At 73.4% G+C, this 26,148-nt stretch carries 13 protein-coding genes; 3 read left to right on the top strand and 10 right to left on the bottom strand.

The annotated features are described in order from the left end of the window. Window positions 1-52: 52 nt before the first annotated feature. The 9 genes from ACFVQ0_RS18805 to ACFVQ0_RS18765 form a co-directional block, all read right to left on the bottom strand. On the bottom strand, window positions 53-4,768 hold the full coding sequence (locus ACFVQ0_RS18805) for an amino acid adenylation domain-containing protein (protein ID WP_390089335.1): 4,716 nt from the start codon (window positions 4,766-4,768) through the stop codon (window positions 53-55). Beyond that, window positions 4,765-8,670 (bottom strand): amino acid adenylation domain-containing protein, encoded by a 3,906-nt coding sequence (locus ACFVQ0_RS18800; protein ID WP_390089334.1) that lies wholly within the window; start codon window positions 8,668-8,670, stop codon window positions 4,765-4,767. The genes ACFVQ0_RS18805 and ACFVQ0_RS18800 overlap by 4 nt, the downstream gene beginning before the upstream one ends. Then, window positions 8,663-14,284, bottom strand: a complete 5,622-nt coding sequence (locus ACFVQ0_RS18795) for a condensation domain-containing protein (protein WP_390089332.1) — start codon at window positions 14,282-14,284, stop codon at window positions 8,663-8,665. Before ACFVQ0_RS18795 ends, ACFVQ0_RS18800 begins: the two co-directional genes overlap by 8 nt. A 22-nt stretch (window positions 14,285-14,306) precedes the next feature. Continuing rightward, complete coding sequence (locus ACFVQ0_RS18790) at window positions 14,307-16,196, bottom strand: amino acid adenylation domain-containing protein (protein ID WP_390089330.1); 1,890 nt, start codon at window positions 16,194-16,196, stop codon at window positions 14,307-14,309. 35 nt (window positions 16,197-16,231) lie between these two features. Further along, window positions 16,232-17,281 (bottom strand): HAD-IIIC family phosphatase, encoded by a 1,050-nt coding sequence (locus ACFVQ0_RS18785; protein ID WP_390089328.1) that lies wholly within the window; start codon window positions 17,279-17,281, stop codon window positions 16,232-16,234. Then, window positions 17,278-18,459, bottom strand: coding sequence for an acyl-CoA dehydrogenase family protein (locus ACFVQ0_RS18780; RefSeq protein WP_390089326.1), 1,182 nt, complete (start codon window positions 18,457-18,459; stop codon window positions 17,278-17,280). Before ACFVQ0_RS18780 ends, ACFVQ0_RS18785 begins: the two co-directional genes overlap by 4 nt. Beyond that, window positions 18,443-18,715 carry an acyl carrier protein gene (locus ACFVQ0_RS18775; protein ID WP_390089324.1) on the bottom strand — a complete coding sequence of 91 codons (273 nt, stop codon included), beginning with the start codon at window positions 18,713-18,715 and terminating at the stop codon, window positions 18,443-18,445. The genes ACFVQ0_RS18780 and ACFVQ0_RS18775 overlap by 17 nt, the downstream gene beginning before the upstream one ends. Beyond that, the gene (locus ACFVQ0_RS18770; RefSeq protein WP_390089323.1) at window positions 18,712-19,722 is read right to left on the bottom strand and encodes a 3-oxoacyl-ACP synthase; all 1,011 of its coding nucleotides are present in this window, start codon (window positions 19,720-19,722) and stop codon (window positions 18,712-18,714) included. Before ACFVQ0_RS18770 ends, ACFVQ0_RS18775 begins: the two co-directional genes overlap by 4 nt. Window positions 19,723-19,792: 70 nt before the next feature. Then, entirely contained in the window at window positions 19,793-21,205 is a 1,413-nt protein-coding gene (locus tag ACFVQ0_RS18765) for a class II 3-deoxy-7-phosphoheptulonate synthase (protein WP_390089321.1), read from the bottom strand. A 263-nt stretch (window positions 21,206-21,468) separates the two neighbouring features. Between ACFVQ0_RS18765 and ACFVQ0_RS18760 the strand changes: the two genes are divergently transcribed. Both ACFVQ0_RS18760 and ACFVQ0_RS18755 read left to right on the top strand, forming a co-directional pair. Beyond that, window positions 21,469-22,959 (top strand): anthranilate synthase component I family protein, encoded by a 1,491-nt coding sequence (locus ACFVQ0_RS18760; protein ID WP_390089319.1) that lies wholly within the window; start codon window positions 21,469-21,471, stop codon window positions 22,957-22,959. A gap of 29 nt (window positions 22,960-22,988) precedes the next feature. Continuing rightward, on the top strand, window positions 22,989-23,585 hold the full coding sequence (locus ACFVQ0_RS18755; protein ID WP_390089804.1) for an anthranilate synthase component II: 597 nt from the start codon (window positions 22,989-22,991) through the stop codon (window positions 23,583-23,585). On the opposite strand, the gene ACFVQ0_RS18750 is transcribed toward ACFVQ0_RS18755, so the two are convergent. Further along, window positions 23,559-24,962: a PLP-dependent aminotransferase family protein gene (locus ACFVQ0_RS18750; protein ID WP_390089317.1), complete on the bottom strand. Its 1,404-nt coding sequence runs from the start codon at window positions 24,960-24,962 to the stop codon at window positions 23,559-23,561. The two genes, ACFVQ0_RS18755 and ACFVQ0_RS18750, sit on opposite strands and share 27 nt — an antisense overlap. A 119-nt stretch (window positions 24,963-25,081) precedes the next feature. Here ACFVQ0_RS18750 and trpD point away from each other — a divergent pair, with 119 nt between their 5' ends. Continuing rightward, window positions 25,082-26,140: an anthranilate phosphoribosyltransferase gene (gene trpD, locus ACFVQ0_RS18745; RefSeq protein WP_390089315.1), complete on the top strand. Its 1,059-nt coding sequence runs from the start codon at window positions 25,082-25,084 to the stop codon at window positions 26,138-26,140. The last annotated feature ends 8 nt before the right edge of the window (window positions 26,141-26,148 follow it).

The following is a 26,148-nucleotide window of genomic DNA, read 5'->3' as shown; positions in this document are numbered from 1 at the left end:
GGAAGCGCTGACAGGCCGCTGACGTACCGTTTTCGGGCCGCCGACGGGCCGGTCAGCGGGCATTCGGCCCCGGCAGTCCGATCGCGTGGACCGGGATGTCGGGAGCGGCGGCGACCGTGCGCAGCAGCAGCGTGAGGCGGGCGCCGAGGGCCTCGGCGGTGGACCGGTCGAACAGGTCCGTCCGGTACTCGATGCGCCCGTCGAGTCCCCGGCAGGTGCCGTCGGCGTCCCGCCGCTCGAACAGCCCGAAGGTCAGCTCGAACCCGGCGGCTCCCCCGCCGACCAGGTCCACCGCGGCGGACCCGTCCGGCAGTTCCAGCCGCTCGGGGAGGGACGGGGTGAGCACCAGCATCACCTGGAACGGGGACCGGCCGAACACCGCCTGCCCGCTCGCCGCCCGCCGTGGCCCCTGCGCCTCCATGACGAGGTCGAAGGGCACGTCCTGATGGGCGAAGGCGGCCAGATCGGCCTGTCCGACCCGGCCGAGCAGCTCCCGGAAGGTCGGCTCCCCCGAGGTGTCGGTGCGCAGGAGGAGCGTGTTCACGAAGAAGCCGACGAGGCCGTCGAGCTCCGCGTCCGCGCGGTCGGAGACCGCCGTGCCGATCGGGATGTCCGTACCCGCGCCGAGGCGGGTGAGCAGCGCGGCCAGTGCGGCGTGCGCCACGAGGAAGAGGCTGGACTGCTCGGCCGAGGCCAGCTCCAGGAGCCGCCGGTGCAGCTCGGCGGGGACGGTGAAGGCGACCGTGTCGCCGGTGGGGTGCGCCGTCCGCCCGGACGGCGTCGGCTCCGGTCGGTCTGCGGGCAGCGGGATGCGTTCCGGCAGGCCCGCCAAGGTCTTGTTCCAGTAGGCGAGTTGACCGGAGCGCAGGGCGCTGGGCTCGCTGTCGGTGCCGAGCAGTTCACGCTGCCACCCGGTGTAGTCGGCGTACTGGGTGGGCAACGGTGACCAGCCGGGGGCGCCGCCGGCTGCACGTGCCCGGTACGCGGTGGCGAGGTCGTCCAGCAGCCTCGGCAGCGAGCCCCGGTCGCAGGCGATGTGGTGGAGCAGCAGGAGCAGTGTCTGCCCGCGTGCGCCGTCGTCGGTGAACAGGACCGTGCGCAGGGGGAGTTCGCTCTCCAGCCGGAAGGGCCGGCCGGCCGCGGCGCGGAGCGCGTCCGCCGACCGCTCGTGGCCGACGGCTTCGACCGTGAGCGCCGGGGTCGCGGCCTCGGCGGGCAGGATGTGCTGGACCGCCTGACCGTCCCGCTGCCGGATGAGGGTGCGCAGGGTTTCGTGCCGGGCCGTGAGGTCGCCCAGGGCGGCGCGGAGCACCTCCGGGTCCAGTTCGCCCTCGCAGCGCAGCACCAGGGGGACGTTGTAGGTGCTGTCGGGCCCCGCGAGCTTGTACAGGAACCAGAAGCGGCGCTGGCCGTAGGAGAGCGGGACCGGCTCGGGTCCTCTGTCGCGGGCCCGCGGCAGCCGGGGGACGGGCCTCGGCCCGGTTGATCCGGAGGCGCTGCCCGGTTGGTCCGGACGGCTCAGGTGGGCGGCGAGCTCGGCGACGGTCGGGTGGGCGAAGACGTCCCTGACGTCCAGCTCCGCCCGTGCGCCGAGACCGGCCCGGCGCACCATGCCGGTCAGCCGCGTCGCCAGCAGGCTGTCGCCCCCGAGGTGGAAGAAGTCGTCGTCCGCGCCGACCCGTTCCACGGCGAGCAGATCGGCGTACAGCTGGGCCAGTTCGGCTTCCAGCGGCAGGTCGGGGGCGCGTGACGGCGTGGGGGCGTGGGCGTGCGGGGCGGGCAGCGCCGCCCGGTCCAGCTTTCCGTTCGGGGTGAGCGGCAGTCTGTCGAGCGGGACGAACAGGGACGGCACCAGATGCGCCGGGAGCCGTTCGCGCAGCCATTCCCGCAGCCGGGCGAGAGCGGGCCCCGGATCGTCGCCCGCCGCCTCGGGGGTGAGGACGACATGGGCCACCAACCGTGCGGCCCCCTCCGCTCCCGGACCGCTGTCCGCCCCGGCATCGGCCGGGCCGGGCGGCGGTCCTGAGCTCGCCAGCACGGCGCCGCCCGCCACACCCGGTGCGGCGAGCAACGCCGCCTCGACCTCGGCCGGTTCGATGCGGTAGCCGCGGATCTTGACCTGGTCGTCGGCCCTGCCCAGATACTCCAGCGAACCGTCCCGGCGGGCCCGCACGAGGTCGCCCGAGCGGTACAGCCTGGATCCGGCGGGCCCGAAGGGGTCGGCCACGAAGCGTCGCGCCGTCAGCGCGGGGCGGTGCAGATAGCCCAGGGCCACCCCGGCACCCGCGATGTACAGCTCACCGACCACCCCCGGCGGGACCGGGCGCAGTCCGTTGTCCAGTGCGTACAGCCGGGTACCGGCGACGGCCTCGCCGATCGGGACGACCCGCGCCGCGTCATGGTCCTGCTCCTGGGCGTGGTCCAGGACGAGCCGGGTCGACTGGACCGAGGTCTCGGTGATGCCGTACATGTTGACCAGCGCGGGCACGGGGCCCCGGTGCCGCCCGTACCAGGAGCGCACGACGCCGTAGGACAGCGCCTCACCGCCGAAGATGATCCAGCGCAGGGCCAGCTCCCGTCCTCGTTCCGGTTCCTCCGCGTCCACCCGGTCCAGCGACCGGAACGCGGACGGCGTCTGGTTGAGGACCGTCACGCGCTCCCGCACCAGCAGGTCGAGAAACGCCCCGGGGGACCGGCTCACCTCGCGCGGGACGATCACCAGCCGGCCGCCGTGCGCGAGGGCGCCCCACATCTCCCAGACGGAGAAGTCGAAGGCGCAGGAGTGGAACATCGTCCAGGTGTCCTCCGGTCCGAAGCCGAACTCGGCGGCTCCGTCGCGCAGCAGTGCCACCGGACCGCGATGCGGGACCACCACGCCCTTGGGGCGGCCGGTGGTTCCGGAGGTGTAGATGACGTACGCCGCCCGGTCGGGCACCATCGGCCCCCCGCGCTCCACGTCGGTCAGGTCCGCGTCGCTGTCCGCCGGTTCCGCGTCGCCCGCAGCCCACGCGGTCGTGGCGGCTCCCGTCGGGTCCGTTCCGGAGAGCACGCAGACCGGTCGGGCGTCGGCGAGAATCCCCTCCCTGTGCTCGGACGGCCATTCCGGGTCGAGCGGGAGGTAGGCCGCGCCGGTCTTCGACACCGCCAGGATCGCGGTGATCAGCTCCGCGGAGCGGGGCAGCACGACGGCGACCCTGGCTCCGGGTCCCGCGCCGCGCCGGATCAGGGACCTGGCCAGCCGGTTGGCGCGGGCGTTGAGCTCCCCGTAGGTGAGCCGGCGGTCACCGTCACAGAGCGCCGGGGCCTGTGGCGTCAGCGCGGCCCAGTGTTCGAACAGCTCGGGGAGCGTACGGGAAGGGGCGGGCGTGCCGATCCCCGGCACGAGCAGCCCGCGCTCCCGCGGGGTCAGCAGGTCCAGCTCTCCGACGGGGCGCCGGGGTTCGTCGATCAGCTGGTCGAGCAGGCGTACGCAGCGGTGGGCCTCGGCCTCGACCTCCTCGGGTTCGTACCTGCCGGCCTCCGCGTGCACTTCCACCATCAGGCCGGACCTGCCGTGGGCCGGCCTGATCATGACGGAGAGGTCCTCCACCACGCCGGTGCTGAGCTGGCGGAGGGTCATCGGCCGGCCGGCGAACGCGCGCCCGAAGCTGAAGGGGACGATGTTCGCCGTCAGTTGGTAGGGCGCGTGCGCGGACCCGGTGAAGCCGAGATCGCGGCGGAGGTCCTCGTACCGGTAGCGCTGGTGGCCGAGGGCGAGCGCGGTCTCCTCGCCGACGGTCCGGATCAGCTCGGCGGTCGACCGGCGCGGGTCGACCGGTACCCGCAGCGGGACCACGTTCGACGCCGCACCGGCCACGGCGCCCATCGTCCTGGACGTGCGGCCGCCGACCGGGAACCCCACGACGACCTCGTCGCCCCCGCCGGTACGGGCATGGTCCAGCAGGACGGCGGAGGCGGTCGCCACCGCCGTCCAGGGGACGTCGAGCGCGGACGCGCGGGCGCGGAGGGCGGCCACCCGGTCCTCGGGCAGCCGGGCGGCGACGCGCACCGGTGCCCCGCCCGTCCGGCCGGTGCCGGTCCGGCCGGGTACGGCGGGCCGGGACGTACCCGGTCCGCCGGCCGGCTGCCAGCCCGCCATCTTCGCCGTCCAGAACTCGCGGTCGGCCTCGAACCCGGGTGAGCCGCGATAGGCCCGTTCGGCGTCCAGCAACGTGTCCAACGGCACCTGATGGCCCGGCTCAGGGGCCTCGCCGCGCTCCAGCGCCCCGTAGATCTCGCCGAGCCGCCGGGCGAACAGCGCCAGGCCGAAGCCGTCCACCACCAGGTGGTGGACGAGCAGGTACCAGCAGACCCGGTCCTCGGAGACCCGCAGGAACGCGGTCCGGAACGCCGGGCCGTTCGCCAGGTCGAGCGGGCGCGGGATGTCCTCCCGCATCCAGTCCAGGGCGGCGGCCATCGGCGCGGGATCCCGGCTGAAGTCGACGACCGGAATGTGCCAGTCGGGCAAGGGCCCGGCGCACTGCCTCGGCTCCCCGGAGGCCGTGACAGCGAACCGGGAGCTGAACGGCTCGGTCTCCGCCACGGCGAACCGGAAGGCCGCCTCGTACAGCTCCGGATCGAGGTCGCCAGCAACGTCGAACGCGCTCGCCAGCTGGTACCGGGCCGCGGGCGCCAGCTGCTGCGCCATCCAGATGCCGTGCTGCGTCGTGGTGAGCGGCATCGACGCGTGATCCGCCGTGTGCCCGTGCTGCTCCGGCTCGTTCCTCACGGAGTGTTCACCGACCCCTTCTGTGCTGCCTCTGAGTCCCACCGTCCGACGAGTACGCGGCCGATGTCGCCGAGCACCGCGGGGCTGCCCATTTCGCTGTGCGCGCAGTCGACCGGCAGGGCTTCGAGCGCCCCCTCGACCAGCGGGCGCCACAGGCAGAGCGCGGTCCCCGGCGCGTGCTCCCGCGCGGTGAACAGCACCGCGTCGCCGCCGAACGGGCGCGGCTCGTGCAGACCGGCGATCCGCGTGCTGTTGGTGAAGGTCCGGGCCAGCGCGGCGACCCGCTCCTCGTCGAAGGAGGACAGCAGCCCGCCCTGCGCACGGGCGATCTCCACGAACCTTGGATACGTCAGCGACTCGCCCGCCCACCCGGTGGGGTCATGGCCGAAGAGCTCCAGGAGCATCCCGAGGATGTCCTGCCCGGCGACCGAACCCGGCGCGGCCTCCGCGGAGGCCGCGGCGTCGACGGTGCCCCCGTCCAGGGGGTAGGCGTCCAGGATCGCCAGCGTCTCCACCGACTCGCCGCTCTCCTCCAGCTGCACCGCCATCTCGTGGGCGATCACCCCGCCGAAGGACCAGCCGAGAAGGTGGTACGGGCCCGTGGGCCGGACGGACCTGATCTGGTCCAGGTAGTCCGCCGCCATCTCCCGCAGGGACGCCGGCAGGGCGTCGGGGCCGTCCAGTCCACGGGCCTGGAGGCCGTACACCGGACGATCGGCGCCGAGCGGCGAGGTGAGTCCGGCGTAGCACCAGGGGAAGCCGGCCGCCGGGTGCACGCAGAACAGGGGGGCCAGATCGCCCGACTCCCGCAGCGGCAGCAGGACGGTGGTGCCGGATTCCGCCGGCCTCTCCCGGATGCCCCGCTGTCCGCCGTCGGCGGGACCGGCGGTCGCGGCCGGTGCCTCCGTACGGTCCGTCCCGCGCGCCGTCCGGGCCAGCGCCGCGACCGACTGGTGCTCGAAGATGTCCTGCGGTGTCAGGACAAGGCCCGCCCGCCGCAGCCCGTGCAGCAGCCGGACCGACATGATGCTGTCGCCGCCGAGGTCGAAGAAGCTGACGTCCGTGGGGACTTCCGGGACCCCGAGCACCTCGCGGAACACCCGCGCCACGCGCTCCTCCCCCGGCCCGTCGGCGGTCGGCGGACCGCCCTCCCGGTGCCGTACCTCCGTCGGCGTCCGCCCCCGGTCCAGCTTGCCGCCGCCCGTACGCGGCAGCGCGGCGGCCTCCTTCAGCTCGGCCGGTACCAGATGGGCCGGCAGGCGCTCGGCCGCCCAGTCCCGCAGCGCGTGGCCGCCGGGGAGGCGGGCCCCCTCCGAGGGCACCAGATGGGCCACGAGCCGCGCGCCGTGATTCGTTCCCTCCCCGGTCACGAGACGGACCATGGCTTCGCCGACGTCGGGGTGCCGGGCGAGGACCGCCTCCACCTCTCCGGGTTCCACCCGGAAGCCGTTGACCTTGACCTGGGCGTCGGCACGGCCGAGGAATTCGAGCTGCCCGTCGGGGCGCAGCGCGGCCAGGTCACCGGTCCGGTACATCCGCTCGCCGGGCGGCCCGAAGGGGTCGGCGACGAAACGTTCCGCGCTGGGCCCCGGACGGCGCAGATAGCCCCGGGCGAGGCCGCTCCCCGCCAGGTACAACTCGCCCTGACCGCCCGCCTCCACCCGCTGGAGCGAGCTGTCGAGCACATAGGCCCGCATATGGCCCAACGGCCGTCCGATGGGCGGTGGCCCCTCCGGCACCCGGACGGTGGCCGAGGTGGCATAGACGGTCGCTTCGGTGGGGCCGTACATGTTGAGCAGCCGCGTACCGGGCATGACCTCCCGGATGCGCGCGGCGAGGGCGGCGGGAAGCGGTTCGCCGCACATCGCGACCGTGGTGGCCGACACCTGGAGACCGCCGCTCTCCATCAGTTTGGAGAGCACGGAGGGTACGGCGCACAGCAGCCCGCCCGACCAGCGCGGCGGGTCCTCGTCGAGCAGCGACAGGAGGCTGCCGACCACCTCCACGCAGCCGCCGGCCGCCAGCGCCGGGAAGATCTCGGCCACCGACATGTCGAAGCCGAAGGAGGTCGCCGCCAGCGAGTGCGCCAACGAATCGGCCCCGAACTCGGCGGTCGCAGAGCCCACCAGCTCCACCGCGCCGAGGTGCGGCACCACGACCCCCTTGGGCGTTCCGGTGGAGCCCGAGGTGTGGATGACGTACGCGGGATGCGCGGGCCGCAGCGGCTCGGGGCGGTCGGCGTCGGACGGTGCGGTGGGCGAGAGGCGTTCCAGCTCCCTGACGACCGAGGGGTCGTCGAGCCGGACGAACGTGTCCGGCAGGCTCGCGCCGTTCGTGCCGTGGGCGGTGTACGGGGCGGTGGCGGTGTCGGTCAGCACGCACCGGGGTTCCGCGTCCTCGATCATGAGGCGGAGCCGCTCGGCCGGGTAGCCGGGGTCGAGCGGCAGGTACGCGGCACCGGCCTTGAGCACCGCGAGCATCGCCACGAGTGTCCCGGCGGACCTGGGGAGCAGCAGCCCCACCACCGATTCGGGTCCGGCTCCCCGGTCGAGCAGCAGCCGGGCCAGCCGGTTGGCCCGCTCGTGGAGTTCCCGGTAGCTGAGCCTGCCGTCGGCGCCGATGACGGCGACCGCGTCGGGGTGGCTGCGGGCGGCGCTCTCCAGCAGCTCGGTGAGCGTGTGCGCGGGCGCTCGGGAGGGCTGGTCCGGGGCGGCCACGGACCGTGCGAGGAGGCGGCCGAAACGCTGTGCGTGCTCGTCGAGTTCGGCCGGGGTGTAGCGGTCCGCCGCGCCGCTGAAGACGATCCGCAGGGGGCCCGCGGGACCGTCCTCAAGCACGACGCGTACGTCGTGGACCGGCTCGGGCACCAGCTCGTGGACCACCGAGGACAGCTCACCGAACCGCACGGGAGCCCCGGCGGCGCGGAAGTCGGCGACCGGACCGTACGACGGGGACCGGTCGTCCGGAGCCCCGGCCGCACGGCACAGCTCCCGGTGGCCCAGCCGCTGGTGGCTGATCGCCTCGCGCGACTCGCGGGCGACGTCCCGGACGAGTCCGGCGAAGGTGTCGGCGGGCCGTACCGTCAGCCGGAGCGGCACGGTGTACTCGCTCGTGCCGGGAACGCGTCGGCCCACCCGGCTCGGCCTGCCGTCCACCGGCAGGCCGATCACCAGGTCCGTGACGCCGCTCAGCCGGTGGGCGTAGGCCGCGACGGCGGCGGACAGCACGGCCCGTGCCGGTACGCCCGCGTCGCGGGCGGTGGCACGCAGGCGTTCCGTGACGGTGGCGGAGAGCTCCACCGGGCGGGAGTCCACCGCCGCGCGCGGCCCGTCGGCGTCCCGGACCGGGGCACGCGCGAAGGTCACCGGCTCGGGAAGGCCGGTCAACCGCCCCCGCCAGTGGGCGCGATCGGCCTCCTGCGCGGGAGATCCGGCGTATCCGGCTGTGGCCGCGGCCAGTTGGGCCCGGGTGGCCAGGGCGCCGTGGGCGGGCGGGCGGCCCTGGGTGAGCGCCGTGTACACCTCGGAGACCCGGCGGGTGATCAGCGCGCAGCCGAAGCGGTCGACGACGGCCCGGTCGTGCCGGTGGAACCAGTGGTGACGGTCCGGGCCGAGCCGCAGCAACGCCTGGTCCGGCCCGGATCCCTCACCGTTCCGCCCAAGTGCGGCGCGCACCCAGGCGTCGGCCGCGCCCGGCGGGTCCGGCTCGGTGCTCAGGTCCACCACCGGCAGCGGCGGGTCCTCGGGGCCCTCGCCAGTGCGGCGTGACCTCGGTGCGGCGGCCTCGGCCGCGACCTGTGCGGCCGCCTCAAGCAGCACGGCGCGGTCCAGGTCGCCGTGGATCTCCACGAGCTGGGCGATGTGACTGTCGGGGGCGCCGTGCGCGCCCTGGCGGTCAGCCACGGTCGGCTCCTCCCCGCGCGGTCGCGTGCTGTGGCCCGTACGCGTAGAAGCCACTGCCCGACTTGCGTCCCACCTTGCCCTCCGCGACGAGACGGGCCAGCAGGGGGCAGGGCCGGAAGCGTTCCTCGCCGGTGTGCCGGCGGAGCACCTCCAGCGAGTCGGCGATGGTGTCGAGGCCGATCAGGTCGGCCGTGCGCAGCGGCCCCATGGGGTGGCCGAAGCAGTCCTGGAAGATGCGGTCCACGGTCTCGGCGTCGGCGGTTCCCTCGCCCAGCACCGCGGCGGCCTCGTTGAGCGTCAGCATCAGCACCCGGTTCGTCACGAAGCCGGGGGCGTCGCGCACCACGAGGGCGTGCTTTCCGGTGCGGGCGAGAAAGCCTTCCGTGCGCTCCAGGGTGAGATCGCTGGTCTCCGGGGCGCGGATGACCTCGACCCCGGCCTTGAGCGGCGCCGGGTTCATGAAGTGGGTGCCGATGACCCGGTCGGGGCGGCCGGTGAAGGACCCGAGGCGGGCGACCGGAATGCAGGAGGTGTTGGACGCGAAGATCGCCTCGGGCCCGCAGATCCGGTCGAGCTCGCGCAGGATCCCCTCCTTGACGCCCTCGTCCTCACGGGCGCACTCCACCACCAGGAGGGCGTCGGCCAGGTCCGCGAGCTCCGCGGACCAGCGCACGAGGGACTCGGTCCGGGGTGCGGGCGCGCCCGCCTGTTCCGGCGCCCCGGCCCGTCGGCCCAGCAGCCTGGCGGTTCTGATCCCGGCGCGGAGCCGGGCCGGCGCGGAGGCCAGCGCGGCGGGGTCGTTGTCGACGACGACCACGGGGTGGCCGGCCGCCGCGAAGCACTGCGCCACGCCGACCCCCATCGTGCCCGCGCCGACGACGCCCACGAGTGCCCCGGCCAAAACGGTCCGGTCGGCCGGGGCGCCGGCCGGCTTCGCAGGTATGTCCCCCTCGCCGCTCGTGCGCAGAGGCCACAGGCTGGACAGCGGGACGTCCGGGGAGCCGGTGGCCGCACGCAGCAACAGGACCAGCTCGTCGACGAACGCCTGGGCGGTCGACGCGTCGAAGAGCTCGGTGCGGTACTCCAGCGAGAGGGACAGCTCCCCGGGCTCCGGTCCTTCGACGACGGACCAGGAGAGGTCCGGCTCACCGCGGCCCGGTGGCTGCGGGAGCGGCCCCGTCTCCGTGCCGGGCGCCGTCGTCAGCGCCCGGTGGCTGTACGCGACATCGAAGAGCGGTGCTCTGCCGGGCTCGTCGGGCAGTCCGGCCGCGCGCACGAGGTCGGCGAACGACACGGACCGGTGCTGTTGCGCGCCGCTGACGGTGCGCCGCACCCGCTCCGCGAGCTCCTCGAAGGACGGGTCACCGGTCAGGTCCAGACGGAGCGGCAGGCTGTCCGTGGCGGCCTCCGCCCCGGCGCGCGGAGCCGGGAGGCCGGTCAGCCCGATGAGGGCTTCGTCCGTCTCCGCTTGACGGGCGAGCAGGGCGGCGAGGGCCGCCAGCACGGTCTCCCCGGCGCCGGAACGGCCCACCGCGCGGGCCAGTTCGTCGGGGATCCGGGACCCGAGGGTGGCGGTGGCGTGGGTGCCGGCGGCGGGCCTGGCCCGGTCCGGCGGCGGGGCGCTCTCGGCCAGCCCCGTCAGTGTCCGCGCCCAGTAGGCGAGCGGGTCCTCGGGGGCCCCGTCCTGGGCGGGAGCGGGGTCCGGCCGGTCCACGACGGGAACGGCCCGGTCGTCCGCCACGGCGTGCAGCAGCTCCACGAACGCCTCGGACATGGCGGAGATCGTGGAGGCGTCGAAGAGCTGCGTCGCGTACTCCATCATGACCACCAGCCCGTCTTCGTCCGCCTGCTCGCCGACGACCATCGAGAGGTCGTACTTGGCGGTGCCGGGGGGCAGTCCGGGGAAGTGCCTGCCGCTCTCCGGGTCGTACGCGGGTGTCACGGCGATCTCGCCGAAGCCGGTAGCCGGTGGCAGCGTCTGGTGCACGTACATCACGTCGAAGAGGGGGCTGCGGCCCGGATCACGCTCTGCCGCGACCTCGCGCACGACCTTGGCGAACGGGACCTCCTGGTGGTCGAGCGCGCCGAGCACCACCCCGCGCACCTGGCGCAGCAGCTCGCGGAAGCCCGGTTCGCCCGACAGGTCGCAGCGCAGTGCGACGGTGTTGTTGAAGTAGCCGAGCAGGTTCCAGAGTTCGGGGCGGCCGCGGCCGAGGGTCGGGGTGCCGACGACGATGTCCCGCTGGCCCGACAAGCGGGCGAGCAGCACGTTGAGCGCGGTGAGCAGCACCATGAACAGCGTGGCCGTCTCCCGGCCGCCGACCTCGCGCAGCCGCTGCACCAGCGGTCCCGGGACGGCGAACCAGTGGGTCGCCCCCGCGAAGTCCCGCCGGTCCGGGCGCGGCCGGTCCGTGGGCAGCTCCAGGGCGGGCGGGCCGCTCAGCCGCTCGCGCCAGTAGCTGAGTTCACCGTCGAGGCGGGAGTCCGCCATCAGCTCGCGCTGCCAGCGCGCGTAGTCCGCGTACCGCACCGGCAGCGGCTCGACGACGGGTTCACGGTTCTCCAGCCGGGCCGTGTAGAACTCCAGCAGCTCCCGCGTCTGGATCTGCGGCGCCCAGCCGTCGTTCACCGCGTGGTGCGTGCACGTGCAGACGATGTGGTCGTCCTCCCCGATCCGCACCACGGTCACCCGTACGAGCGGTTCGTCGGCGATGTCGAAGATCCAGCGCTTGGCGGCGGTGATGACCGGGCCCGCCGCGGCCTCAGGGGCGTCCTCGTCCGAGAGGTCCAGATAGGTGAAGAAGTCACCGAGTTCGGGCCTGATCACCAGCCCCGGCCTGCCGTCGTCCTCGACGAGATTGGACCGCAGCACCTCGTGGCGCCGCGCCAGGTCCTCCCAGGCGAGCCGGTACGTGTCGACGTCCAGGGGGCCTCGGTACCGGGCGGCGCCGGGGAGGTTGTAGAGCGTGGTCTTCGGGTCGAGCTGGTGGTGGAACCACATGCCCTCCTGCCCGTACGACAGCACCGGCTCGCGGCCCGGGACGATCGGCGGCAACTCGGTCCCGTGCGTTTCGGGGGCGGCCGGGGCGGACGGTGTCCCGGCGGCGTCCGGCGATTGCGGCGCGGGCACGTCGGGCGCCCGGTCCTGGATGGCACGCGCGAGCGAGCTGACGACGGGGTGGTCGTAGATGTCCGCCATCTTGAGCCGGACCCCGTACCCCACCCTCACCCGCTCCAGGAGCTGGAGAGCGATGACGGAGTTGCCGCCGATGGAGAAGTAGTCCGCGTCGGCCGGGACCTCGTCCGCGTGCAGCAGCTCGACGAGGGTGCCGCGCAGCCAGTCCAGTACGGTCCGGGGTTCCTCGGCGGCAGCCACCGGAACCGGAGCGGGGACGGGAACCGGAGCGGGAGCGGCGGCCGGGGGCCGGTGGGACGGTTCGTCCGGGGGCGCCGTCTCGCTCGCCGGCCCCGCCCAGCAGCGGACACCGGTGAACGGATGTCCCGGCAGCGGGACCCGGACCGCCGACGGGTCGTCCCGCAGCGCCTGCCAGTCGAGGCCGACGCCTTCCTCGTACAGCCGGCCCAGCAGCTCCAGTACGGCGGTGGCGTTGTCGGCCGCGCCGGCCTCCAGCCGGAGCACGCGGGCGTCGGCGCGGTCGTGGAGGTGAGCCGTCAGGCGGTCGCCGATCTCGCCGCGGGCGGCCAGCTCCACGAACACCACCGGGCCTTCGGCGAGTTGTTCCTCCGCCGCCGCGTAGAGCTGCTCCACCCGCAGCGGGTCACCCGCCACCGCCGGGTCCTGCCCGCTGTCCGCCCGCCGCAGCGCGGCGGTGTCCTCTGCGCTCAGATCGCCCCGCAGGTACCGGGCGGTGTAGCGGGAGATCCCCGAGCTCATCAGCCCGTCCGGTGAGACGCCCGCCCGGACCAGCCCCTGATACGTCGCGAGCTGACCGGCGGCCGTCGCGGCGCGGTCGGCCGGTACGGGCAACGCGTCCGGCAGCTCGTCGCCCGGCTCCACGGGGGTGGCGTCCGGGGAGAGCAGGAAGACCACCCGGGGCGCGGCCGGGCAGCCGCCGTCGGCCGCGCCGTTCTCCTCGCCCCGGCGCCAGATGACCTCGGCGGCCAGCCGCGCCGCGAGCTCGGAGGTGTCCCGGGCGACCACGGACGCCCGGTGGGGGCCGTGGTCCCGGCCCTCGTTCAGCGTCCGCGCGATATCGGCCAACGGGTGCGCGGCACGGCGCAGTTCGAGCGACAGCCGTTCGCACTGGGCGAGCAGGTCTGCCCGGCTGCGGGCGGACACCGCGACCAGTCGCGGACGTCCGGCGGCGGGGCGCACCGGGGCGGTCACCGGGGGCTGCTCCACCACGCAGTGCGCGTTGACGCCGCCGAGGCTGAACGAGCTCACGCCCGCCCGGCGCGGCTCGTCGCCCCACTCTTCGAGCGAGGTGACGACCTCCAGGCGGGCGCCTTCGAGGTCGACCTCGTCGGCGGGCTCCTCGAAGTGCAGCGAGGGGTAGAGCTCGCCGTGGCGCACGCTGAGGACCGTCTTGATCAGCCCGGCGATCCCCGCGGCGTGGTCCAGGTGCCCGATGTTGGTCTTGACCGAGCCCACCTTCACCGTGCGGTCGCCGTCCGGGCGGGCGAGGGCCAGCCCCTCGGCCTCGACCGCGTCGCCGAGCCGGGTGCCAGAACCGTGCGTCTCGATGTATCCGGCGGCCGCCGGGTCCAGCGAGGCGGTGCGCCACGCCTTGGTGATGACCCCGGCCTGCGAGCGGGCGCTCGGGGTGCTGATGGTCGCGGAGTGCCGTCCGTTGTGCGCCACGGCACTGCCCCGGATCACGGCGTGGATGAACGCGCCCTCCGCCAACGCCCGCTCCAGCGTGGTGAGGAGCACCACCCCGCCGCCCTCGCCGGCGCCCGCGCCGTCCGCCCGACGGTCGAACGCGCGGGAGCGGGCGGTGGGCGAGGCGATGCCGGGGAAGTCGGCCACCGCGGCGACGGGCGGCACGACGTGGCGGAGCTGCACCCCGCCCACGACGGCGTAGTCCGCCTCGTCGTCCGCGAGTTCACGGCAGGCCTGGTGAACGGCGACGAGCGAGCCGTTGCAGCCGGTGTCCACGCCGTAGCAGGGTCCGGTGAATCCGAAGAGGTGGGAGATCCTGGAGGGCAGGGCGCAGGGGATGTTCCCGGTCATACCGAGAGTGCCGTGCTCGCGCACCAGGGGTGCGTAACCGCTGCTCGGCGAGCTGAAGATCACCGCTGTCCGGCTGTCCCGGAGTCCGGAGGGGGCGTATCCGGCGTTCTCCAGCGCCTCCTGGGTGAGCTGGAGCGCGAGCCGGTGCTGCGGGTCCGTCACCTCCGCCTCGCGCCGGGAGAGACCGAAGAACTTGTGGTCGAAGAGGTCGATCCGCTCCAGGTAGCCCATCTCCGGGTAGTCGTGCCGGGGATCGAGCCCGGTGCCGCGCGCCCGTTCCTCCGGGATCGGGCGCACCGAGTCCCGACCCGCCCGCAGATTCGCGTGGAAGGCGGTGAGGGAATCCGCCTGCGGGAATCTCGTGGCGATGCCGATCACCGCGACGGCCGGCCTGCCGTGTGTCACACCCGTACCGCTCATATCGCCTCTCCGTTCATGCGTGTCAGAGCTCGTAGCTGGCCGGTGCGGCGGGTTTCCCGTCCTGGGTGCGCCCGCCCAGGCGCTCCGCGATCAGCTGCGCCTGGGCGGCGATGGTGATGTAGTCGAACAGCTCGCCCACCCGCAGCGCCCCCGGCCAGAGCCCGTCCAGCCGGTCGTACAGGTCGATGACCTTGATCGAACTCCCGCCGACGGCGAAGAAGTTGTCGTCCGGGGTGGCGCGGGAGTGCCCGAGGACCTCCGCCCAGATCCGGCCGACGGCGGGGCGGTGGCCGCTCCACTCCCCGTCCGCGCCACCCTCCGAGCCCTGCCGGTCCGTCGGGATCAGCGTGCGGAGCGCGGCCCGGTCCGCCTTGGTGCTGCGGTCCAGCGGGATGTGGTCGACCCGTACGAACAGGGTCGGTGTGGCCTGCTCGACCAGCCGGTCCCGGCAGTGTCCGCGCAGCTCAGCGGCGTCCGGCGGGGTGCCGCCCGGTGCCGGCAGCACGAAGGCGATCACCTGCGGCTCGCCCTGCCCTGCGGGCTCGCAGAGCACCACGGCCTGCTCCACGCCCGCGTGGCGTTCCAGCACGCTCTCGATCTCGCCGAGTTCGATCCGCATGCCGCGGATCTTTGTTTGGCTGTCCGTTCTGCCGTGGTAGTGCAGCGCGCCCCGTTCGTCGACGCTGGCGATGTCCCCGGTGCGGTAGAGGCGTCCGCCCGGCCGCCGCCCGTACGGGTCGGCGACGAACCGCTCGGCCGTGCGGGCCGGCTGGTTCGCGTAGCCGATCGCCACCAGGGAGCCGCCGACGTAGAGCTCGCCCCGCTCCCCGGCGGGAACCTCGCGCAGCCGCTCGTCCAGCACCAGGGTCCGCACTCCCGGCCAGGGCCGCCCGATGGGGACACGGTCCCCGGCCGGGTCGGGATCGGTCTCCACCGTGCAGGCGATGGTCGTCTCTGTGGGCCCGTACTCGTTGACGATCGGGACCTGCGGCAGCCGCTCGTGATGGGCGGCCACCAGCTGGGGTGTGCACGCCTCACCCCCCACGACCACGCGGCGCAGGGTGTCGGGCAGACCGCCCGGGTCCTGGAGGACGGCCCGGTAGTAGGAGGGAATGTTGAACAGGTGGGTCACCCGGTGTTCCCTGGCCAGCCGGACGAACTCCGCGACCCGCACGAGCTGCCGGGAGTCGGGGAGCACCAGCGTGTGACCGCCGGTGAGCGACCAGAACATTCCGCCGAGGATCCCGTCGAAGGACAGCCGCAGCGCGATCAGGAAGACGGAGCGCTCCGTGCCGTACACCGGCCCCCGGCAGCCGATGGACGCCGCGAGCTGGTCCCGGCCGACCAGCACGCCCTTCGGCTCGCCGGTGGACCCCGAGGTGTAGGCGACGTAGGCGGGGCTCGTCTCCGGGACCTGCGGGTACGGCTCCGGGGACAGCGCCCGGCCCTCCTCGACGAGCCGCGCCGGCCGGAGGTCCGCCGCGTCCACGACCACCGGCGGGTCGGCCATCGCCGCGAGCGCGGAGGCCGGGACCGCGTCCTCGCCCCCGCTCAGTACCACCGCGCAGTCGACGTCCCGGCAGAGCGCCTCGAACCTCCCCACGGGGAGGTCGGGTTCCAGGACCGCCCAGGTGGCTCCGGTGCGCAGTGCGGCGAGCATGGCCACCACGGACAGGGCGCTCTGCTCCGTCCGGACGCAGACGACCCGTCCCGGCCGCAGCCCGTGCCGCCACAGCAGCCGCGCCAGAGCGGCCGTGGCGTGGTCGAGCTCGCGGTACGTCAGGGAGTCCCCGCCGATCACGAGCGCGGTCGCCTCCGGTACGGCGGCCACCTGGTCCCGGAAGGCGTCCCAGACGGGCCGAACCTCCGCAGGGGCCTCCGTTCGCGCGAACTCGCCGGGGTGCCGGGTCATCGCGGCCTCGCTTCCTGTGTCGTTCCCCGTGCCGGTCATGGCGCGCCGTCGATCACGCGGGTGTGGCCCGGGGCCTTGCCCGGCGGGCGCTGCGGGTCGACGGCAAGCACCAGGCGGTCCGGTTCCTCCGCCGTCGTCGCGTAGCCGGCGAAGCGCATGGTGACCAGCAGATTCCGGTTGGCCTCCGTCGGGGTGAAGTGCGCGACCGGGCGCCGGCCGTCCGCCAGGGCCCGCTGGATCAGGTGGTGCAGCAGCACGCTCCCCGCACCGCGCGAGGCGACCCGGCAGGACATCAGCATCAGCCGCAGGACCGAGTCCCGCCCGACGAGTTCGGTGACAGCCAGGCCGATGATCCCGTAGTCGCCGAAGCGGTCCCGGAGCCCGGCCAGCCGCACCTGGTGGTCCGGGGACGCGCTCAGCCGCCGCAGTTCGTCGATGCCGTAGGTCAGCCCCGTGCTGTTGAGCTGATGGGTGCGGACGGTCAGCTCGCTCGCCCGGGACAGGTCCTCCTCCGTGGCCGGACGCACCTCCATGACCAGCCCGAGCGAGTCGAGGAACGCCTGGCGCCCTTCGGTGAACTCCTCCTCCGCCTCATGGCGTTGCCACTCCGTCTGGTACAGCCGGCGCCGCCCGGCGGCCTCCGCCGTGATGTGCTCGGGCCGGAACTCCGGTAACTCCGGGAGCTGTCCGGCCTCCGACGCCGGGTAGCAGCGGACCATGGGGAGTTCGGCGGCGACCTCGGCCCGCTCCACCGGGTCGTTGTCGACGAACGCGATGGTGTCCAGGCCGATGTTGAGGGCCTTCGCGATCCGGCGCACCGAGGCGGACTTGGCGCCCCAGCCCACCCGTACCGCGCAGAACCACTCGGCCAGCCCGCGTTCCGTCAGATGCCGGTGGGTGACGCTCCGTTCGCCGCGACTGGCGGCGGCGTGCAGGATGCCGCGACGGTCCAGCTCGGCCAGGGTCTCCAGCGCGGCGGGGAACGGCTCGGGGTCATCGCCCTCCAGCACCACGCCGTTCCACAGCGTGTCGTCCAGGTCCCACACGAGGCACTTGACGGTCGGCGCGCCGTCCACCCCCGTCACGACGCGGCCCCGAAACGACGTAACAACCGCTCGGCTATCTGTAGTTCGGCCACCTGTGGTGCTCCTTCGATGATCTCCATGACCTTGGCGTCCCGGAAGTGACGGCCCGCCCTGCTGTCGGGTGCGCAGCCGGCGGAGCCGAGCACCTGGACGGCGTCGCGGCTCGCCGTCGCCGCCGCGGCGGCCGCGGCGTACTTGGCCATGAGCGTCTCGGGCACCCCGTGTCCGGGGCCCGGGGCCCGTGCCTCCGCGGCCCTGCGGGCGAGCTCGCGGGCCCCGGCGGCGTCCACCGCGGCCCTGGCCAGCATCGACCGGACCAGCTGGTGATCGCCCAGGAGGGCGCCGCCCTGGCGGCGGGAAGCCGCGTGGGTGGCGGCTTCCTCGACGCACGCCTCCGCCATCCCCACGCATCCCCAGCCGACCGTGAAGCGGCCGTGGTCGAGCGCGGTGCCGACGACGTGGGAGAGCCCCAGGCCGGGAGGGGCGATCAGCCGGGTCCGGGGCACCCGCACACCGTCGAAGGACAGATGGGCGATCCGGGCGGCCCGCATGCCGAGCTGGCCGCGCACCGGCTCCCGCTCGACACCGGCCCGGTCCGCGTCCACGAGCACGGCCGCGGGCTTTCCCCCGTACCGGCCGAGCACCAGGAACACGTCGGCGACCTCGCCGAAGGTGATCCACCGCTTGCGGCCGCTCACCACCACTTCCTGGGAGCCGGACCCGCCCGGTGCCTCGATACGGGTCTCCACGGCGCCCAGCGCGCTGCCGGCGGACTGCTCGGTCACCGCGAAGCCGGCGGTCAGTTCGCCACCCGCCAGCCGGGGCAGCCAGTCGTCCCGCTGCTCCGCCGTTCCCCAGCGCAGCAGCGCCGCCGCGACCATGCCCTGGACGGTCAGCAGCCCGCGCAGGGCGCTGCACTCGCCGCCGATCCGTGCGGTGATCTCCCCGAGCGCGAGCGGACCGAGGCCCGCGCCCCCGTACCGCACGGGCAGGTCCGCGGCGAGCAGTCCCGACGCGGCGAACTCCCGGCGCACCGTATCGGGCAGCCCGCCGTCCTGGTCCCAGCGAGAGGCGCGGGCGCGTGCTTCGGCCGCCACGTCCTCCGCCGCCCGGAACAGGTCCGGGGACGGCGAATCCACCGTCGCGGCGCCGGGACCACCTTCAGGACCCCTCGGCATGCGCCACTCCCCGTCCGGGGGCACCGGCCTTGCGCCTCACGACCTCCGTGATGCGGTTGGCGGTCCTGAAGTTGTCGAGATCCAGGTCCTCGACCTCGATGGTGAGGCCGAAGCGGTTCTCCACGAACGTCACCAGCTCCAGCGCGAACAGGGAGTCGGCGAAACCCTGGTCGAAGTAGTCGTCGTCCGGCTCGATCCTCCGCCGGAGCGCCGCGCTCAGGAACTCGGTGATCTGCTCCGTGATGTCGTCGTTCATGCCACGCCCTCCTGTGGATCTGTCTCGACCAGCAGCAGGCTCCAGGCGGCCACCGGGCTGACGTTGATCAGGACCGTGAGGCCGCCGGGGGCCATCTCCCCCCGGTCCAGTGCGGTGCGGAGATTGAGGAACACGTCGATGGGGCCGAGGTGTCCGTACCTCCGCAGGTTCTGCCGGCACGCCGGCAGCAGTTCGATGCCCAGGGAGTCCTCAAGGAAGGTGAAGCCCCCGGCGGACAGGTTCTGGCTGACGAAGCCGCCGATGTCCTCGCGGCCGACTTCGTTGCGCCGCAGCAGGTCGTCCAGCATCCCGGAGAGGCGGTTGCGCGTCTCCATGGCCAGGCGGAAGGAGTAGGTGCTCGGTTCCGTGCACTGCTCGCGCCACTGAGTGGTGGGGCGGTCCCGGTAGTCGACGTGGAAGAGATCCCAGTAACGCCCGTTGCTCAGCTGCGCGATGTCACGTATCCGTATGCTCCCGCCGCGGGAGAGCAGCAGCGCCTGCCCGGCGTCGCCGTTCACCGTGACGGGGTGGCGGTAGCGCAGGGCGGCGGCCGGCTTGCTGCCGTGCACGACCAGGACATGGTCCAGCTCCGGGTCTGCGGCCAGCAGTCCGCGGGCCGTCAGCAGGGCGGGGGTGATCGAGACGCAGCCGAGCCCGCCCACCGTGAAGGTGAGGGCGTTGCCGGCGCCGAGCCGCTCCTGGAGCTGGGTCGCCTCCGAGCTGAGGAACGTCTCCTGGACCCGCGACTCCACCATCACCAGGGCGCCGACGTCCCCGGCGTCGAGCCCCGCCTGTTCGAGGGCCCGGCGCGCGGCGCGTTCCGCGAGGGCGACCGAGCTCAGCCGGTCGTCAGCCCGGACGGTGTCGATGCCCAGCGCGTCGCGGGTGGCCCGCTCGGTCTCGTCGAGCGTCCGCACCCCGGCGATCGGCAGGGTGTGCTCGGGGAGATACCAGGCCGCACTGCGGATGGCGACGGGTGCTGCCTGCTGAAGGGCCTGCTGGGACACGCTCGTTCCCTCTCGTCCGAGAGCCGAATGGCCTCAGCCTGCCCCTGCGGTCCCTGGAGCCACCAGGTCTTTAAGCGGACGGCAAATGCGCCGGGCGGGCGTCGCTCCCTGCCGACCGGCCGGGGAGTTCGCGGTACATCTCGGCGAGCAGGAACGCCAGGTCCAGGGACTGCGTGTGGTTCAGGCGCGGGTCGCAGGCCGTTTCGTAGCGCTGGTGCAGGTGCTCGGGCAGAACCGTGTTGCCGCCGCCGATGCACTCGGTGACGTCGTCCCCGGTCAACTCCACGTGGATGCCGCCGGGGTGGCTCCCCAGCTCGCGGTGGACCTCGACGAAGCCACGCACCTCGTCCAGGATCGTGTCGAACCTGCGGGTCTTGTGGCCGCTCGCCGCGGTGATGGTGTTGCCGTGCATCGGGTCGCTGACCCAGCAGACCAGCGCGCCCTCCGCCTCGACCTTCTGCACCAGGGTGGGCAGCACATCGCGGATCCGCTCCGCGCCGGCCCTGACCACGAAGGTCAGCCGGCCGGGCTCGCGGTCCGGGTCGAGCCGGTCGAGCAGGGCCATGACGGAGTCGGGGCTCGCCGTGGGGCCGATCTTCACCGCGATGGGGTTGGCCACCCGGGAGAAGTACTCGACGTGCGCCCCGTCCAGGTCACGGGTCCGCTCCCCCATCCAGAGCAGATGGCCGCTGGTGGCGTACGACCGGCCCGTACCGGGATCGGCGCGGGTGAGGGCCGCCTCGTACTCCAGCAGCAGGCCCTCGTGGCTGACGAAGAACTCGGTGGTGCCGAGCTCCCGGGTGTCGACCCCGCAGGCCTGCATGAAGGCCAGGCTGCGGTCGATCGCGTCGGCCAGCCGCTCGTAGCGCTCACCGGCCCGCGAATCCGCCACGAACCCCTGGTTCCAGGCGTGCACCTGGCGCAGGTCGGCGAATCCGCCGGTGGTCAGGGCCCGGACGAGATTGAGCGTGATGGCCGACGACTCGTACATCCGGCGCAGTCGGTCCGGGTCGGGCCGCCTGGCCTCCGCGGTGAACTCCGCGCCGTTCACCGCGTCGCCCCGGTAGGAGGGCAGCTCGATCCCGCCGCGCCGCTCCACGGCACTGGAGCGCGGCTTCGCGTACTGACCGGCCAGCCGGCCGACCTTGACGACGGGCAGGGCGGTGGCATGGGTGAGCACCACGGCCATCTGCAACAGGGTCTTGAGCTTTCCGTGGATGGACTCGGCCGTCGTCCTGGCGAAGGTCTCCGCGCAGTCGCCGCCCTGGAGGAGAACGGCCTCCCCGCGCGCCACCGCGGCCATCCTGCGACGCAGCAGGTCGCATTCGGCGGCGAAGACCAGGGGCGGGGCGAGCTCCAGCTGCTCCGTCGCCACCCGCAGTTCGGCCCGGTCGGGCCAGTCCGGCTGCTGGGCCGCGGGGAGCCCGCGCCAGGAGTCGCGGGCGTCCTTCATCGTTTCGGGTTCCCTCTTGCTGACTCTCATTGCAGCCTTCCGTGCGGACGGCGGACAGGGAGGAAGTACTCAATGGGGCACGGTGGGGACGACTGGGAATTCCTGTCCCCGATTCAGACGTGCACCAGCTCAATCCACCGAGCCGGTCCGGGTCAAGCAAATCAGGAATGGACCGCATCCGGGGGTGCGGATTGGTCTGGCTCCACCGGCACACCACTGTTTTGCTGACCGCGGCCGAGTAGAAGTGGACCGGCCGATACTGCCATCGGCACCGAATTCACAAGGAGTTCACCATGCCGAAAACGAGCAAGATCGGTATCGAGGTCACCGATACCGATGTGCCGCACCATGATCCTCTCGATCTGTACGTACACCTACTGGAGCTCCTCCCCGTTCAGGACGTATTCCTCTTCGAGAGCGTCGACGGTGCCGACCGGGACCGCCGCTCGGCCGTCGTCGGCTTCGGCCGGCTGGCCGAGATCCGGGTGTTCGACGGCTACGTCGAGATCGACGGGGCCGCTCCCCTCGCCCTGGCCCTGGCCCGGGAGGCGGAGTCGCTGGGGATGACCGCCGCGCACCCGGCCGGCGCCGAGGTGTACAGCTACCGCTTCACCGGCCCCGACCGGATGTGGGGCCTGCTCTCGCGCGCGCAGGGCCTCTTCGACGTGGACACCCGCATCCCGGCGACGTCGTACGCCTTCGGCTTCCTGACCACGCTCGCGTACGAGTCCGCCTGGCACATGGAGGAGCTCCCGGACCGCACCAAGGTTCCGCGCGGACCGGACATCACCCTCACGCTCTTCCGGGACACCGTCTGGTACGACCTGCCGTCGGGCCGGGTCCGGCGGCTGAGCGCCCGGAGCGACGCCTTCGGCGACGCGCGGGTCGTGGTGGACGTCGCCGCCCTGGCGCACCGAGCCGCCCCCGCCGTTCCCGAGGCGCCCGCGCCCCTGTCGGTGCGCGACAGCGTGAGCCGGGAGACCTTCCTGGACTGGGCCGACCGGTGCCTGGCGCACATCGGGGTCGGGGACATCTACCAGATCCAGATAGGCCACCGCATCGATGTGCGTTCCGCGTTGACCCCCGTCGATGTCTACCGACGGCTGCGGGAGCGCAACCCGTCGCCCTACATGTATCTGATGCCCCGCGCGGACAGCGTGCTGATCGGCGCCAGCCCCGAACTGTTCTTCCGGGTCGAGGGTGACACGGTCGAGATGCGCCCCATCGCGGGCACCGCGCGGCGCGGCACGGACGAGGAGGAGAACCAGCGGCGCATCAAGGAGATGCGGGAGAGCACCAAGGAGCAGGCGGAGCACATCATGCTGGTCGACCTGTGCCGCAACGACATCGGCCGGGTGGCACGCCCCAGCACCCAGCCGGTGGAGCGGCTGATGGCGGTGGAGAGCTTCTCGCACGTCTTCCATCTCGTCTCCACCGTCACCGGCCGGCTCCAGGAAGGCCTGGACACCTGGCAGGTGGTGCGCGCGACCTTCCCCGCCGGGACGATGACCGGCGCGCCCAAGGTCCGCGCCATGGAGATCATCGACGGGCTCGAAGAGCAGCGGCGCGGGAGCTACGCGGGCGCAGTGGGCCTGGTCGACGTGCGCGGCTGGAGCGAACTGGCGCTGTGCATCCGCACCATCGAGTACGACGGGAGCACGTACTCGACCCAGAGCTCGGCGGGCATCGTGGCGCAGTCGGAACCCGCGGCCGAGTGGCGGGAGACCCTGGCCAAGATGGGGGCCGCCTACTGGGCGCTCACCGGTGAGGAGCTGCTGTCGTGAACACCCCAGACCCCAAGGGCGTACCGGACATGAAGGTCCTGCTGATCGACGCGTACGACAGCTTCGTGCACATCATCGACCAGTACCTGCGCACCCTGGGCGCGCGTACCGAGGTCGTACGGTCCCTGACCCGCTCCCCCGACGAGCTGGCCGCCTCCCGCCCGGACGCGGTGGTGCTCGGCCCCGGCCCCGGGCACCCCGCCGAGTCCGGTCACGTCGAGCTGGTGCACCGGTTCGCCGGGACGGTGCCGCTGCTCGGCGTCTGCCTCGGGCACCAGGCCATCGCCCTGGCTCACGGCGGCACGATCGAGGTGGCGGACCAGGTGATGCACGGGCGGACGAGCATGGTGCGGCACGACGGGGAAGGCCTGTTCCAGGGGCTCGGCAACACCCTCGAAGTGACCCGCTACCACTCGCTGATCGTCTCCGAACCCCTCCCCGAGCAGCTGGTCACCACCGCCGTCGCCATCGACCACGGCTATGTGATGGGACTGCGGCACCGCACGCTGCCCATCGAGTCGGTGCAGTTCCACCCGGAGAGCATCACCACGACCGGCGGGCTCGCCATGATGCGTAACTTCCTCACCGACGCCGCCGGTTCACGGGAGCAGAGCGTCGGCGTCTGACCGCACACCCATCGCCCGGATGGCCTCGGCCACCCCGGAACAGGGCAGATGCGCATGGCCCACCACCAGGGCCGGGGCGTCCCGGCGCGGCCAGGCGTGGAACGCGGCGGCCCCGCGCACCAGGACGGAACGGCGCAGCGCCCCGGCCACCAACGCCCCCTCGTCGGTGTGCCGGGGCAGTCGCACGTAGGCGTGCAGCCCCGCACCCCGGCCCAGCACCACGGCACCGGGCAGATACCTGAAGACCGCTTCGTCCAGGGCGTCCCGGCGCCTGCGGCCCAGGGCGTTCAGACGGCGCAGATGACGGTCGAACAGTCCGGTACGCAGGAGCTCGGCGAAAGCCAGCTGGGTGAGGGTCTCGGTGCCCAGGTCGTGCCGGGCACGCGCCCGCAGCAGCTCGTCGAGCATCGGCCGGGGCGCGGCGAGCCAGCCCAGGCGGAGCCCCGGGGACAGCGTCTTGCTGGCGGTGCCCGCGTAGACGACCCGGCCCGGCATCATGCGCTGCAACGCCAGCGGCCGGGGGGATCGTTCGTACCACAGACCCCCGTCGTAATCGTCCTCGATCACCCAGCCGTCGACGTCCCGGGCCCAGCGCGCCAAGGCCTCACGGCGCTCCGGGGACAGGGTGACGCCGGTGGGGAACTGGTGGGCGGGCGCGACCAGGACGGCGCGCGCCCCGGACGCGGCCAGCGCCTCGACGTCGATGCCCTGGCCGTCGACCCGAACCGGCACCGCCCGCACTCCGCTCTCCCGGACGAACTGCCGCTGTCCCGGGTGGCCCGGGTCCTCGATCGCGAGCTCGTCGATGCCCAGGCGCGGCAGGACCTCGCAGACCAGGCTGAGCGTCTGGGCGAATCCGGCGACCACCATGAGGTGGTCGGGCGAGGTGCGCAGCCCCCGCAGACGGCCCAGGTAGCAGGCGAGTTCGTAGCGCAGCGCGGGGTCACCGGCCGGTGGCGGGTAGCCGTGATGCACCGAGTCGGTCTCCTGGAGGACCCGCTGGTAGCAGCGCAGCCACTCGCGCCTCGGAAAGGCCGGAGTGTTGCCGCCTCCGGGGCGCAGGTCCCAGCGGACCCGCGGCACCTGTCCCTCGTCCAGCAGGGCGGGCGCGGCGGGCTCGGCCTCAAGATGGCCCACCACCCTGGTACCGGCGCCCTGGGCCGCCTCCAGATATCCCTCGGCGACGAGCTGCCCGTACGCCTCCACGACGACGCTGCGCGATACGTCCAGATCACCGGCGAGCCGGCGGCTGGACGGCAGCCGGGTGCCCGGCTGGAGAATTCCCTCGGATATCTCCCTCTTGATGAATTCCTGGATCTGCGTGGTCAGAGAATTCCTGGAATCCCTGACCACCTCTACCGCTATGTGCAAGGCCACGGTCCTGTCCCTCCTGAAGTGGTCCGTACCGGTCGCCCGACAGTGGTCTGGAAATAAGCCGCCGCCATTCGCAGACTGAACAGCGACACGTCCGCTTGCGCCGTTCAAGGAGAATTCCCGTGACTGCCGAGCCACAGGGTCGTACCTGGCCGCACCTGCTCAATACGCTGCTGGATCGCAGAGATCTGACCGCCGACGACACGGCCTGGGCGATGGACCAGGTGATGTCGGGCAGCGCCGGGGCGGCCGGCGTGGCCGGTCTCCTGGTGGCGCTGCGCGCCAAGGGGGAGACCGTCGACGAGATCGAGGGCATGGTGCGCGCCATGTACCGGCACGCCGTGCCCCTTCACATACCGGGCCCCGCGCTGGACATCGTCGGGACCGGTGGCGACGGCTCCAACAGCGTCAACGTGTCCACGATGTCGGCGGTCGTGGCCGCCGCGGCGGGCGCCCGCGTGGTCAAGCACGGTAACCGCTCGGCCTCCTCCGCCTGCGGCTCTGCCGATGTGCTGGAGGAGCTGGGGGTGGCGTTGACCCTGGCTCCGCGGGAGGTCGCGGCGGTCGCAGAGGAGACCGGCATCACCTTCTGCTTCGCCCCTGCGTTCCATCCGGCGATGCGGCACGCGGCCGGGCCGCGCCGGGAGCTCGGCATCCGTACCGTCTTCAACGTGCTGGGCCCGCTGGCCAATCCGGCATCGCCCACCGCGCAGGCGGTGGGTGTCGCGGACCGGCGCCTCGCGCCACTGCTCGCGGGGGTGCTGGCCCGCCGCGGGGTCTCCGCGCTGGTCTTCCGCGGGGACGACGGAATGGACGAACTGACGGTCACCACTACCTCCACGGTCTGGTCGGTCCTCGGGGGCGAGGTACGCACCGAGTCCTTCGACCCCAGGGACATCGGGATCGAGTACGCGCCGGCCGCCGCACTGCGCGGCGGGGACCGCGCTCACAACGCACGGGTGGCCCACGAGGTGTTCGCCGGGGCCCGGGGGCCGGTCCGGGACGCGGTACTGCTGTCGGCCGCGGCAGGCCTCGCGGCCCTGGAGCCCAGCGGACGCCCCGTCACCGAGCGGCTCGCGGCCGGGGTGGAACTGGCCGCGGAGGCCGTCGACTCGGGTGGCGCGGCGGACGTCCTCGAACACTGGGCGGCGGTCACGGTCAAGTACGCCCAGGCCGGCTGATCCGGGAG

The organism is Streptomyces sp. NPDC057900, assembly GCF_042887885.1.
Taxonomy (GTDB): Bacteria; Actinomycetota; Actinomycetes; order Streptomycetales; family Streptomycetaceae; genus Streptomyces.
This window is presented reverse-complemented; position numbering and strand designations above follow the sequence as displayed.